The organism is Geodermatophilus siccatus (assembly GCF_900103785.1).
GTDB classification, from domain to species: Bacteria; Actinomycetota; Actinomycetes; order Mycobacteriales; family Geodermatophilaceae; genus Geodermatophilus; species Geodermatophilus siccatus.
Genome location: NZ_FNHE01000005.1, coordinates 201,846 through 214,351, shown reverse-complemented (window position 1 = coordinate 214,351; position 12,506 = coordinate 201,846). Strand labels below are relative to the sequence as shown.

Below are 12,506 nucleotides of genomic sequence, written 5' to 3'. Positions count from 1 at the left end.
GGCCTGGTGACGCCCGACCTCCGGGGCCCGGTGACGCCCGACCCCGGTCGACGGCCCTCTCATCACCGATGGGGCGGCTGGGTGCGGGGCGACGGGATCCTCGCGCCGTCGCCGAGAGCGCGACCGCCCTCGAACGCGGTCGGCAGGCCGTCGATCGCCTCGCGCAGGCTGGTCGCGAGGATCTCGCACGCCAGGTCGACGGTCTCCGCCGTGACGTTCAGCGGGGGCAGCATGCGCACCACGCAGTCGTCCCGTCCGCCGCACTCGAGGATCAGCCCACGCCGCAGCGCGCGGTGCTGGACGTCCCGGGCGAGCTGCCCCGCGGGGTGGCCGGTCACGGGATCGGCGAGCTCGACGCCCCACATCAGGCCGACGCCCCGGATCTCCCGGACGTGGGGGAGCTCCTGGAGGGGGGCCAGCAGCCGGTCGATCTGCAGACCGCGCTCGCGCACGTTCTGCAGGACGCCGTCGCGGCGTACGACCTTGACCATCTCGGCACCCGCGGCGAAGGCCAGCTGGTTGCCACGGAACGTGCCGGTGTGGGCACCGGGGGCCCACGTGTCGAGCCGCCGGTCGTAGATGATGAGCGCGACCGGCTGCCCGATGCCGCTGAGTCCCTTGGACGTCACGATGACGTCGGGCTCGATCCCGTACTGCTCGAAGGCGTACCAGGTCCCTGTCCGGCCACACCCCGTCTGGACCTCGTCCACGACGAGGGGGATGTCCAGGGCGCGGGTGAGTTCCCGGACCCGCCGGGCGAAGTCCACCGTCGCCGGGATGACGCCGCCCTCGCCCTGGACCAGCTCGAGGATGACGGCGGCCGGGAGGGGGATCCCCCCGTTGCTGTCCGTCAGCGCGCGCTCGAGGTACGCCACGCAGTTGGTGGTGCACCTGTCGGGGGTGAGCTCCACGGGGCAGCGGCCGCAGTAGGAGAACGGGAAGAAGTGGATCCCCGGGACACCGTTGCGGACCGGGCTCTTCTGCTCGACCAGGCCGGTCACCGCCATGGCCGCGTGGCTGCTGCCGTGGAACCCGCCCTGGAAGGAGATGACGTCGCCTCGTCCGGTCGCGGTCTTGCACAGCTTGAGGGCCGCGTCCACGGCGTTGGCCCCGGTGGGGCCGCAGAAGTGGACGCGCATCCGGTCACGCATGGAGTCCGGGAGCATCTTCAGCTGGGCGTCGGTGAAGGCGTCCTTCGCCGGCGTGGGGAGGTCCAGTCCGTGGACGTGCCGGCCGAGCTGCTCGACGACGGCCTGCACCAGGTCCGGGTGGTTGTGGCCCAGGGAGAGCACGCCTGCTCCCGCGAGGAAGTCGATGTACACGTTGCCGTCGAGATCGCGGACGTGGCTGCCGGCCGCCTCGGCGATCGCGATCGGGAGGTGCCGGGGGTAGGTGCGAGCGCGGGACTCGCGCTGCTCCTGGCGGGCGAGCAGCTCAGCCGACCGGGGTCCGGGCAGCTCACCGCGGACGTGCGGTGGCTCGTCGGCGAGGCCGGGCGGAACGGCGGCGAGAGCGGTGGGTGGGTCCGTCGGCCGGGCGGAGCCCGCGGATCGGGCGTCGGAGCGGATCGGGGGCGTCGTGGTGTCGGTCATCGTCCTGGTTCCTCTGTCTCGGGATGCGGGCGTCGCTCGACTCGTCCTTCGCGTGTCCGTGGGTCCACGGCTGCTGAGCGGGTGTGTCCCCAGGGGTGGTCGTGGGGTCCGGCGAGGGAGCCGTCCCACGCGTGATGGCCGCTGTCAGCAGGCCGTGCGCTCCGGGTGAGGAGCGGGCCGATGCCGGCGGACGGACGTCGTGGGGGTGGTCGACGTGGCCGCCCGGCCCTGCCTGACAGCGTCCTCATCACGCTCTCCGCGATGAGTCCGGCGGATTGATCAGCGGATGGTTGCGGATCGGTCAGCGGATGGTTAATGGAGGCGGGCAACGGTTCAGGGCGCACCCGCACGTGTCAACGCCCCGTTGCGCCTGACCCGGTTCCGGAACAGCACCGGTGTGTGTCGGGACAGCGTGTGCTCACCGCCTGTCGCACCGTGCGGTCGTCCCGCCGGCGGTGCACCGGCGGCGAGAAGGCGGCGGGATGCGGACGGTGGGTGGGCGGGGGGCCTAGCCTGCGCAGCGTGGCCACTCCTCGAGACCGGGGCCGTCCGGTAGCCGACCTCCCGCCGCCGGACGCGCGCATGCCGCCGCTCGCGCTGACCGCCGGCGTCCTCGGCCTCGTCGGCGCACTCCCCACGCTGTTCCTCGCCGTCGTCGCCGTGGCGCTCGGCGGGCTCTCCGCGGACGCCGGACCCGACCCCTGGACGTACCTGCTGCTCGCCGCCCCGTTGGTCCAGGTCCTCGGCGCGGCGTGGCTGCTGGCCCGCCGCAGCTGGCTGCTCCTGGTCCTGGCCGTCGTCCCGGTCGCGGTGCTGGCCGGTGCGGTCGTCTGGGCGGCCACCGGCACCGAGGACGCCGGGAACGCGGGCCTGCCGCTGCTGCTCCTGGTGGCCCCGGTGCTCGCCGCGGTCCTGGCGGCCACCCCGCGGGTGCGCCGCTGGGTGGCCGGACGGCCGCGCCGCACCCGCTGACCGGCTCCAGCCGGAGCGCCGGCGGCCGACCTACGCTGCCGACCATGGCGTCGTCGTCCTCCCGCAGCCGGGTGGCGGCGCGTCGCTCGCCGCGGGCGGCGCCCCGCCGGCAGCAACCCCCGCCGAGGCCGGCCGGACGGCCGGTTCTCGCCCCGTTCGCCGCCGTCTTCGGCGTCCTGGTCGCCGCCGAGTACCTGTGGCTGGCCTGGCTGCTCCGCGACCCGGAGGTCGGGACGCCGTGGTTCGTCGCCGTCCCCGAGGTGCTGGCCGTGCTCGCCCTGGCCGGCGCGGTGCTCGTCGTCCTCGGGCGGGCGCGGGCGTGGGTGCTGCTGGCCGCCGTCAGCGTCGTCCTGGTGCTGTGCCTGCTGGGCACCGCCGCCCTGTTCGGCGTCCTGGGCCTGGGCGCGGTGGTCGCCCAGACCCTGCTGCTGCTCGTCGGGCCGCTCGGCTGCCTGGTGCTCGTCGTCCGTCGCCCGGTCCGGGAGTGGACGGGCCCCGCGCGGGCGACGCGGTCCCCGGACCGGGGCCGCCGGACGCAGCGCACCGGCTAGCGTGCAGAACGTGACCGAGCTTGCCAGGTCACGCATGGACACGGCATCGCCGATCACGTCGGCGACGAGCGCCAGCGAGGAGACACGTGACCGACACCGACGTCGTCGTGGTGGGTGCGGGGCTGGCCGGGCTGGTCGCCGCCGCGGAGCTGGCCGATGCGGGCACGCGGGTGGTGCTGCTCGACCAGGAGCCCGAGCAGTCCCTGGGCGGGCAGGCCTGGTGGTCCTTCGGCGGGCTGTTCCTCGTCGACTCGCCCGAGCAGCGGCGGCTGCGGGTGCGCGACTCGCTCGAGCTGGCCCGGCAGGACTGGTTCGGCACCGCCTCCTTCGACCGCGAGGAGGACCACTGGCCGCGCCGGTGGGCCGAGGCCTACCTGCAGTTCGCCGCGGGGGAGAAGCGCGCGTGGCTGCGCCAGCAGGGCATCGGGTTCTTCCCGGTGGTCGGCTGGGCCGAGCGCGGCGGGTACACCGCCACGGGCCACGGCAACTCCGTGCCGCGCTTCCACATCGTCTGGGGCACCGGCCCGGGCATCGTCGAGCCCTTCGCCCGCCGGGTCCGGGCCGCCGCCGACCGCGGGGCGCTGCAGCTGCTCTTCCGGCACCGCGTCGACGAGCTCGTCGTCAGCGGCGGCGCGGTCACCGGTGTCCGCGGCACCGTGCTCGAGCCCAGCGACGTCGCCCGTGGTGAGGCGAGCAGCCGCGACGCGGCCGGGGAGTTCGAGGTCTCGGCGCAGGCCGTCGTCGTCACCTCCGGCGGTATCGGCGGCAACCACGACCTGGTTCGGCAGAACTGGCCCGCCCGCCTCGGCCCCGCGCCGCGACGACTCCTCTCCGGGGTCCCGGCGCACGTCGACGGGCGGATGCTGCAGGCCACCGAGGCCGCCGGCGCGAACCTGATCAACCGCGACCGGATGTGGCACTACACCGAGGGCATCGCCAACCACTCGCCGGTCTGGGAGCGACACGGCATCCGGATCCTGCCGGGGCCCTCGTCGCTGTGGCTGGACGCGACCGGCAAGCGGCTGCCGGTGCCGCTGTTCCCCGGCTTCGACACCCTCGGCACGCTGGCCCACATCGGGCAGACCGGCCACGAGCACACCTGGTTCGTCGCCACGCACAAGATCGTGGAGAAGGAGTTCGCGCTGTCGGGCTCCGAGCAGAACCCCGACCTCACGGGCAAGGACGTCAAGCTGCTGCTCAACCGGGCCCGCGCCGGCGTCGCCGCCCCGGTCCAGGCCTTCCTCGACGCGGGGGAGGACTTCGTCGTCGCCCGCACCCTGCCCGAGCTGGTCGCCGGGATGAACCGGGTCACCGGCGGCACCCCCGAGCTGCGGCTGGCCGACGTCGAGCGCGAGGTCGTCGCCCGCGACCGCGAGGTCGCCCACCCCTTCACCAAGGACCTGCAGCTGACCGCGATCCGCGGCGCGCGCAGCTACCTCGGCGACAAGCTCATCCGCGTGGCGCCACCGCACCGGCTGCTCGACCCCCAGGCCGGCCCGCTGGTCGCCGTCCGGCTCAACCTGATCACCCGCAAGACCCTCGGCGGGCTGGAGACCGACCTCTCCGGCCGCGTGCTGCAGCCCGGCGGCGCGGTCTTCCCGGGCCTCTACGCCGCGGGCGAGGTGGCGGGCTTCGGCGGGGGCGGCATGCACGGCTACCGCTCGCTGGAGGGCACCTTCCTCGGCGGCTGCCTGTTCAGCGGCCGGGTCGCCGGCCGGGCGCTCGCGGCCGCGCTGTGACGTCGTCGCACCCGAGCCCGTGGTCGGACCCGGCGACGGAGACCGAGCCCGGTGCCCCCTACGCCGGGCCCCCGCCGACGACGATGCCGTACTGGACCCCGGCCGCTCCCCACGCGGTCCCGTGGCCCCAGCCCTGGCCCCAGCCGTGGCCGCCGGCCCCCGCCCGGCCGCAGCGGCCCGGGCAGGTGATCGCGGCCGCGGTGCTCGCCTTCGTCCAGGCCGCCGGCGTGGCCCTCGCCACCGCCTACCTCCAGCTGCTCGGCGCGGTGTTCTCGATGGCGGCCGGCGAGCCCGGGTTCCCGGCCGACGGCGCGGCCCTGGCCGCCGAGGCGGGCGTGCTCTCCCTCGTGCAGCTGGCCTCGGTCGTCCTGCTGCTGACCGCGGGTGTCCTGGGGCTCGCCAGCCGCCGCCCCGTCGCCCGCTGGACGCTGGTCGCCGCCTTCTCCCTGCAGTTGTCGCTGGCCGCCTACTGGGCGGCGCGGCTGCTCGCCGTGCTCGACCAGGGCGCCGGCGTGCTGGCCGCCCTCGTCCTCGGCTTCGCCGCCGCGCCGGCGGTCGCCCTGGGGCTCGCGGTGGGCCGGCCCGCGCGCGCCTGGTTCCGGAGCAGCCCGGACGAGGGGACGGCGCCGCACCGGTGACCCGGCCGGGGGTGCGCGGGTGGGACGATCGGGCGCATGTCCGCCGTCCCCGCCGCCGAGTCCGCCCTGGACCCCGCGGTCGCAGCAGCGCTGCGCCGCGACCCCGCCGGGCTGGTCGCCGCCGTCGTCCAGCAGCACGACACCGGTGAGGTGCTCATGGTCGCCTGGATGGACGACGAGGCGCTGCGCCGCACCCTGACCACCGGCCGGGCCACCTACTGGTCGCGCAGCCGGCGCGAGTACTGGGTCAAGGGCGAGACCTCCGGGCACCGCCAGTGGGTCCGCGACGTCCGCCTGGACTGCGACGGCGACGCGCTGCTGGTCCTCGTCGACCAGGAGGGCCCGGCCTGCCACACCGGCGAGCGCTCCTGCTTCCACCGCGAGCTGGAGGTCACCCGTGCGGCTCGGTGAGACCACCCCGTCGCGGGAGGAGGCCGCGGCCGTCGACCAGCCGATGGTGCCGGTCACCCGGCGGCTGCTGGCCGACGGCGAGACCGCGGTCGGCATCTACCGCAAGCTGGCCGGCAACCGGCCGGGCACGGTGCTGCTGGAGTCCGCGGAGCAGGGCAAGCAGTGGAGCCGGTACAGCTTCGTCGGCGTCCGCAGCGCCGGGGTGCTGACGGAGCGGGACGGCACCGCGCTGTGGCTGGGGGAGGAGCTGCCCGGCCTCACCGACGACCTGCCCGCGGACCCGCTGGCCGCCGTCCGCACGCTGGCCCGCCGGCTGCGCTCGCCGCGCCGTCCCGACCTGCCCCGGCTGACCGGCGGCCTGGTCGGCTACCTCGGCTACGACGTCGTCCGGCGGCTGGAGCGGCTGCCGGTCACCGCCGTCGACGACCTCGGCATGCCCGAGCTCGCGCTCATGCTGGTCACCGACCTCGCGGTGCTCGACCACCACGACGGCACGGTGCTGCTGATCGCCAACGCGGTGTGCGGGTCGGAGGGCTACGACGACGCGGTGACCCGGCTCGACGCGATGGCCGCCGACCTGGCCAAGGCCGCACCCCCGGGGGTGGCCACCTTCACGACGGCCGCTCCGCCGCCGGTGCAGAGCAACATGGCGCCGGGCGTCTTCGAGGACGGCGTGGAGCGCGTGCGGGAGCACATCCGGGCCGGCGACGCGTTCCAGGTGGTGCTCTCGCAGCGCTTCGAGGTGCCCACCGAGGTCGAGGCCCTGGACCTCTACCGGGTGCTGCGGGCGACCAACCCCTCGCCGTACATGTACCTGCTGCGCTTCGCCGGGCGGGAGTCGCCGTTCGACGTCGTCGGCTCCTCGCCGGAGGCGCTGGTCACCGTGACCGGCAGCTCGGCCGTCGTCCACCCGCCGGCCGGCACCCGCCCGCGGGGCGCCACCCCCGAGGAGGACGCGCGCCTGGCCGAGGGCCTGCTCGCCGACCCCAAGGAGCGCGCCGAGCACGTGATGCTGGTCGACCTGGCCCGCAACGACCTGGGCCGGGTCTGCGTGCCGGGCACGGTCGAGGTCCCCGACTTCATGCGCATCGAGCACTACAGCCACGTGATGCACCTGGTGTCGACCGTGGCCGGCGAGGTCGCCCCGCAGTGGGACGCCCTCGACGTCTTCGACGCGACCTTCCCGGCCGGCACCGTCTCCGGGGCGCCCAAGCCGAGCGCGATGGCGATCATCGAGTCGCTGGAGCCCACCCGGCGGGCGCTCTACGCCGGCACGGTCGGCTACGTCGACGCCAGCGGCGACCTGGACATGGCCATCGCCATCCGGACGGCGGTGCTGCACCAGGGCCGCGCCTACGTGCAGGCCGGCGCGGGCGTCGTCGCCGACAGCGACCCGGCCACCGAGGAGGCCGAGACCCGGCACAAGGCGCGCGCGGTGCTCTCGGCGATCGCGACCGCGGAGGGGATGCGGGAGCTCCCGTGAGCGACCGCCGCGAGATGGCCGCGGCCGTCGTCGGCCTGGCCGCGTCCGGGGGACTGGCGCTGTCCACCGGCGGTCAGACCTGGCTCACCGCGAGCGTGGCGCGCCCGGAGCCCCTGCCGCCGGTCACCGAGCAGCTGACCGGCTCGGCGCTCGCGCCGCTGGTCCCGGCCGGCGGGCTGGTGCTGCTGGCGGCCGCGGTCGCGCTGGTCGCCGTCCGCGGCGCCGGGCGGGTGCTGGTGGGGCTGCTGGCCGCCGTCGCCGGGGGAGTGCTCGGCTGGTCGGGCCTGCGGACCCTGGCGACCGACGCGGGCGCCGCGGCAGCGGGCGTGCTGGGTAGCGGGACGCCGGGCAGCACGGTCACGACCGCGGTGTCCGCCGCCTGGCCGGTGCTGGCCCTCGTGGCGGGGCTGCTCGCCGTGGCGGCGGGCCTGCTCACCGTGCTCCGCGGCCGCACCTGGCCGGGCATGGGACGCCGGTACGAGCGTGCGGCCGCCACAGCCCCCGCGGCCCCCGCCCGCGGGCAGACCGACGAGGACCGCGCCCTCGACGCCTGGCGGGCGCTCGACCGCGGCGAGGACCCCACCGAGGGGACGGCGGAACACCGCTGAGTACCCGGGGCCGCCTGGTCCACACCCCCGTCCGGGGCGTGCGTGCGCCCCCGCGGGCGGCCCGGCGATCCGCCGCCTCTAGAGTGGGCCCACGGATCGAGGCCCGGCCCGGGCCGCGCCCGGTGGGTGGTTCTCCTGGCCCGGTGGGCGACTGACGAGCAGCAGCGGGGAGGACTCGTGTCCGTGCTCGACGAGATCGTCGCCGGCGTCCGTGAGGACCTGGCGGCACGCGAGGCGACCACTCCGCTGGCGGAGGTCAAGGCCGCCGCGCGGGACGCCCGGCCGCCCCTCGACGCCCTCGCGGCGCTGCGCGCGCCCGGGGTCGGCGTCATCGCCGAGGTGAAGCGGCAGAGCCCCTCCAAGGGTGCGCTCGCCGACATCCCCGACCCCGCGGTGCTGGCCCGGCAGTACGCCGACGGCGGCGCCCGGGTGATCAGCGTGCTCACCGAGCGGCGCCGCTTCGGGGGCGGCCAGGCCGACCTCGCCGCCGTCCGCGCGGCCGTCGACGTCCCGGTGCTGTGCAAGGACTTCGTGGTCACCAGCTACCAGGTGCACGAGGCGCGGGCCCACGGGGCCGACGTCGTCCTGCTGATCGTCGCCGCGCTGGAGCAGAACGCGCTCGTCGGCCTGCTGGAGCGGGTCGAGTCGCTCGGCATGACCGCGCTCGTCGAGGTGCACACCGAGGCCGAGGCCGACCGCGCGCTGTCCGCCGGCGCCGCGGTGATCGGCGTCAACGCCCGCGACCTGACCACGCTGCACGTCGACCGCTCCACCTTCGAGCGGATCGCGCCGGGGCTGCCGTCGGAGGTCGTGAAGGTCGCCGAGTCCGGCGTCCGCGGGCCGCACGACCTCATCTCCTACGCGGCGGCCGGCGCCGACGCCGTCCTCGTGGGCGAGGGCCTGGTGACCGCCGGTGACGCCCGCCAGGCGGTCGCCGACCTGGTCACGGCCGGCGCGCACCCCGCCACCCCGCACACCCCCCGCTGAAGAAGGACCCCGTCCCGAGGCTCGCCCCGAGGTTGCGAGGGGTGAGGAGGACGGGGTCCTTCTTCAGCGGGAGGCCCGAGTGTCGCGCGGTTGCGTCCGCGTCGGCGCCGTAGCAGCAGCGCGGGGGCGCGGGCGACGGCGCCACAGTGGCCCGAGCCCGGCCTGCCCGGTGCGCTGACCCCTCCACCAGCGTGTTGCCGACCCACCCCACCACCCCGTCGCCCGGACGCGGGACACTGGGGGCATGACCACGAGCGCCGTCTCCCCGCCGGAAGCGCGACTCGAGCCGGCGCACCCCAGCTGGCCCGACGCCACCGGTCACTTCGGGGTCTTCGGTGGCCGGTTCGTGCCGGAGGCGCTGATCGCCGCGCTCGACGAGCTGACCGAGGCCTACCGCGCGATGCGCGTCGACCCGGCCTTCATCGAGGAGTTCGCCGCGCTGCAGCGCGACTACACCGGCCGGCCGAGCCCGATCACCGAGGTGCCGCGGTTCGCCCAGCACGCCGGCGGGGCGCGCATCTGGCTCAAGCGCGAGGACCTCAACCACACCGGCTCGCACAAGATCAACAACGTGCTGGGCCAGGCGCTGCTCACGAAGCGGATCGGCAAGCAGCGGGTCATCGCCGAGACCGGGGCCGGCCAGCACGGCGTCGCGACCGCCACCGCGGCGGCGCTCATGGGGCTGTCCTGCACGATCTACATGGGCGAGGAGGACACCCGCCGGCAGGCGCTGAACGTCGCCCGGATGCGGCTGCTCGGCGCCGAGGTCGTCCCGGTGACCACCGGCTCGCGCACCCTCAAGGACGCCATCAACGAGGCGTTCCGCGACTGGGTCACCAACGTCGAGACGACGAACTACGTGTTCGGCACCGTCGCCGGCCCGCACCCGTTCCCGGAGATGGTCCGCGACTTCCAGCGGGTCATCGGCGACGAGGCGCGCGCCCAGGTGCTCGAGCGGCTCGGCCGGCTGCCCGACGCCGTCCTGGCCTGCGTGGGCGGCGGCTCCAACGCCATCGGGATCTTCACGGCGTTCGTCCCGGACGAGGGGGTCCGGCTGGTCGGCCTGGAGGCCGGCGGGGACGGCGTGGACACCGGCCGGCACGCGGCCACCATCACCGGCGGGACGCCGGGCGTGCTGCACGGCGCCCGCTCCTACCTGCTGCAGGACGACAACGGCCAGACCGTCGAGTCGCACTCGATCAGCGCCGGCCTGGACTACCCGGGCGTGGGTCCGGAGCACTCCCACCTGCACGACATCGGCCGGGCGGAGTACCGGGCGGTCACCGACGCCGAGGCCATGGAGGCCTTCGCGCTGCTGTGCCGCACCGAGGGGATCATCCCCGCGATCGAGTCGGCGCACGCCCTCGCCGGCGCCGTGAAGCTGGGCGAGGAGCTGGCGTCGCGGGGGGCTGGTGGGCGGGGCGACGAGCCCCCACTCCTGCTGGTCAACCTCTCCGGCCGCGGGGACAAGGACGTCGAGACGGCGTCGCGCTGGTTCGGCCTCGGTGATCGCGAGCACGTCGAGCCCGGCGCCGGCATGGACACCGACCAGCAGCCCACCGAGGGTGCGGTCACCTCCGGCGACGCGGTCGCCGGGCAGGACGCGGGGGAGTCGGCGTGAGTCGCTCGCAGGACACCATCGCCGGGGCCAGGGCGGAGGGGCGCTCGGCGCTGGTCGCCTACCTCCCGGTCGGGTACCCGGACGTCGACACCTCGATCGCGGCCATGGTCGCAGCGGTCGGGGGCGGGGCCGACGTCGTCGAGGTCGGCGTCCCCTACAGCGACCCCGGCATGGACGGCCCGGTGATCCAGCAGGCCGTCGACCCCGCCGTGCGCGCCGGCGTCGGCATGCGCGACGTGCTGCGCGCCGTCGAGGCGGTCGCCGCGACCGGCGCGGTGCCGGTGGTGATGAGCTACTGGAACCCGATCGAGCGCTACGGGGTCGAGCGGTTCGCCGCCGACCTGGCCGCCGCCGGGGGAGCGGGGGCCATCACCCCCGACCTCATCCCCGACGAGGCCGGGGAGTGGCTGGCCGCGTCGGAGGCGCACGACCTCGACCGCGTGTTCCTGGTCGCGCCGTCGTCCACCGACGCGCGCCTGGCCGCCACCGCCGCGGCCTGCCGGGGCTTCGTCTACGCCGCCTCCACCATGGGCGTCACCGGCACCCGGGCCACCGTCGGCGACGCCGCGGAGCGGCTGGTCGCCCGCACCCGGGAGGTCACCGAGCTGCCGGTGTGCGTGGGCCTGGGCGTCTCGAACGGCGACCAGGCCGCCGAGGTCGCCGGGTTCGCCGACGGCGTCATCGTCGGGTCGGCCTACGTGCGGGAGCTGCTCGAGGGCCGGGGCGCCGAGGGCGTGCGCCGGCTCTCGGAGGACCTCGCCGCGGGTGTGCGCCGCCCGGTGTCCGTGCCGTGAGCGTCCTGGCCGCGATCCCCAGCCCCACGCAGGGCGTCTGGGAGCTGGGCCCGCTGCCCATCCGGGCCTACGCGCTGTGCATCATCGCCGGCATCGTCGCGGCGGTCGTGATCACCGAGCGACGCTGGGTCGCCCGGGGCGGGGCGAAGGGCGACGTCCTGGACATCGCCGTCTGGGCGGTGCCGTTCGGCATCGTCGGCGGCCGGCTCTACCACGTCGTCAGCAGCCCCCGGCCCTACTTCGGCGAGGGCGGCGACCCCCTGCGGGCCTTCGCCATCTGGGAGGGCGGCCTCGGCATCTGGGGCGCGATCGCCCTGGGCGGCGTCGGCGCCTGGATCGCCTGCCGCCGTCGCGGCATCCCGCTGCCGGCCTTCGCCGACGCCCTGGCCCCCGGGCTGCTCGTCGCCCAGGCCATCGGCCGGCTGGGCAACTGGTTCAACAACGAGCTGTACGGCCGCGCCACCGACCTGCCCTGGGCGCTGACGGTCTACGACTGGACCGGCACCCAGGCGGTCGTCGGCCCCGACGGCCAGCCGGTGGTGCTCGGCACCTTCCACCCGACCTTCCTCTACGAGCTGCTCTGGAACCTGGCCGCGGCGGCGGTCGTGGTGTGGGCCGACCGGCGCTTCCGGCTCAGCCACGGGCGGGCGTTCGCGCTCTACGTGGCCCTCTACTGCGCCGGCCGGCTGTGGATCGAGCTGCTGCGCGTCGACCCCGCGGAGACCTTCGCCGGCATCCGGCTCAACGTCTTCACCGCCGTCGTCGTGGGTCTGCTCGCGGTGGTCCACCTGGTCTGGCAGCGCGGCCGGCCCCGCGAGGTGATCACCCGCGGACGTGACGCTGGCGACACCACGCCGGCCCGTCGCCCCCGCGCGGAGTCCGCTCCGGCCGCCACCCCGGCCGCCGCGGAGCACCGCGACGGCGAAGACCCAGGTGACGACGGCGACCGGCGACATCCCGGTACCTGAGGACGACGCGCCGCACCCGGGGTTCATCCGTACGAGATCCGGGTTGCGGCTGTGTACCCTTCTGCCAAGACCCCACAGTGATCCTGGCGGGGTCGCACGAGTCGGAACCGGGCCAGCGCCGCCCCGCGGACGACGGCACCGG

Annotated in this window: 12 protein-coding genes; 11 read left to right on the top strand and 1 reads right to left on the bottom strand. The window is 75.8% G+C overall.

Going from position 1 to position 12,506, the window contains the following annotated elements; translation table 11 throughout:
- Positions 1-62: 62 nt before the first annotated feature.
- Positions 63-1,592 (bottom strand): aspartate aminotransferase family protein, encoded by a 1,530-nt coding sequence (locus tag BLS21_RS11735; protein ID WP_091218149.1) that lies wholly within the window; start codon positions 1,590-1,592, stop codon positions 63-65.
- 582 nt (positions 1,593-2,174) lie between these two features.
- On the opposite strand from BLS21_RS11735, the gene BLS21_RS11730 reads away from it, so the two are divergent.
- The 11 genes from BLS21_RS11730 to lgt all read left to right on the top strand — a co-directional run bounded on the left by BLS21_RS11730 (position 2,175) and on the right by lgt (position 12,364).
- Positions 2,175-2,564, top strand: coding sequence for a hypothetical protein (locus BLS21_RS11730; protein ID WP_091218147.1), 390 nt, complete (start codon positions 2,175-2,177; stop codon positions 2,562-2,564).
- A 44-nt stretch (positions 2,565-2,608) separates the two neighbouring features.
- Positions 2,609-3,115 (top strand): hypothetical protein, encoded by a 507-nt coding sequence (locus tag BLS21_RS11725; protein ID WP_091218144.1) that lies wholly within the window; start codon positions 2,609-2,611, stop codon positions 3,113-3,115.
- 86 nt (positions 3,116-3,201) lie between these two features.
- Positions 3,202-4,854: an FAD-binding dehydrogenase gene (locus BLS21_RS11720; RefSeq protein WP_091218141.1), complete on the top strand. Its 1,653-nt coding sequence runs from the start codon at positions 3,202-3,204 to the stop codon at positions 4,852-4,854.
- 83 nt (positions 4,855-4,937) lie between these two features.
- Positions 4,938-5,492, top strand: coding sequence for a hypothetical protein (locus tag BLS21_RS11715; protein ID WP_139177085.1), 555 nt, complete (start codon positions 4,938-4,940; stop codon positions 5,490-5,492).
- Between the two features lie 36 nt (positions 5,493-5,528).
- The gene (gene hisI, locus BLS21_RS11710; protein ID WP_091218136.1) at positions 5,529-5,903 is read left to right on the top strand and encodes a phosphoribosyl-AMP cyclohydrolase; all 375 of its coding nucleotides are present in this window, start codon (positions 5,529-5,531) and stop codon (positions 5,901-5,903) included.
- On the top strand, positions 5,890-7,386 hold the full coding sequence (locus BLS21_RS11705; protein ID WP_091218133.1) for an anthranilate synthase component I: 1,497 nt from the start codon (positions 5,890-5,892) through the stop codon (positions 7,384-7,386). The genes hisI and BLS21_RS11705 overlap by 14 nt, the downstream gene beginning before the upstream one ends.
- A complete protein-coding gene (locus tag BLS21_RS11700; RefSeq protein WP_245700325.1) occupies positions 7,383-7,994 on the top strand; it encodes a Trp biosynthesis-associated membrane protein in 612 nt (203 codons plus the stop codon). Before BLS21_RS11705 ends, BLS21_RS11700 begins: the two co-directional genes overlap by 4 nt.
- 177 nt (positions 7,995-8,171) lie before the next feature.
- On the top strand, positions 8,172-8,981 hold the full coding sequence (gene trpC, locus BLS21_RS11695) for an indole-3-glycerol phosphate synthase TrpC (RefSeq protein WP_175479542.1): 810 nt from the start codon (positions 8,172-8,174) through the stop codon (positions 8,979-8,981).
- A 244-nt stretch (positions 8,982-9,225) separates the two neighbouring features.
- On the top strand, positions 9,226-10,602 hold the full coding sequence (gene trpB, locus BLS21_RS11690) for a tryptophan synthase subunit beta (protein WP_091218128.1): 1,377 nt from the start codon (positions 9,226-9,228) through the stop codon (positions 10,600-10,602).
- On the top strand, positions 10,599-11,396 hold the full coding sequence (trpA, locus tag BLS21_RS11685; RefSeq protein ID WP_091218125.1) for a tryptophan synthase subunit alpha: 798 nt from the start codon (positions 10,599-10,601) through the stop codon (positions 11,394-11,396). The genes trpB and trpA overlap by 4 nt, the downstream gene beginning before the upstream one ends.
- Positions 11,393-12,364: a prolipoprotein diacylglyceryl transferase gene (gene lgt, locus BLS21_RS11680; protein WP_091218121.1), complete on the top strand. Its 972-nt coding sequence runs from the start codon at positions 11,393-11,395 to the stop codon at positions 12,362-12,364. Before trpA ends, lgt begins: the two co-directional genes overlap by 4 nt.
- Positions 12,365-12,506 lie beyond the last annotated feature (142 nt).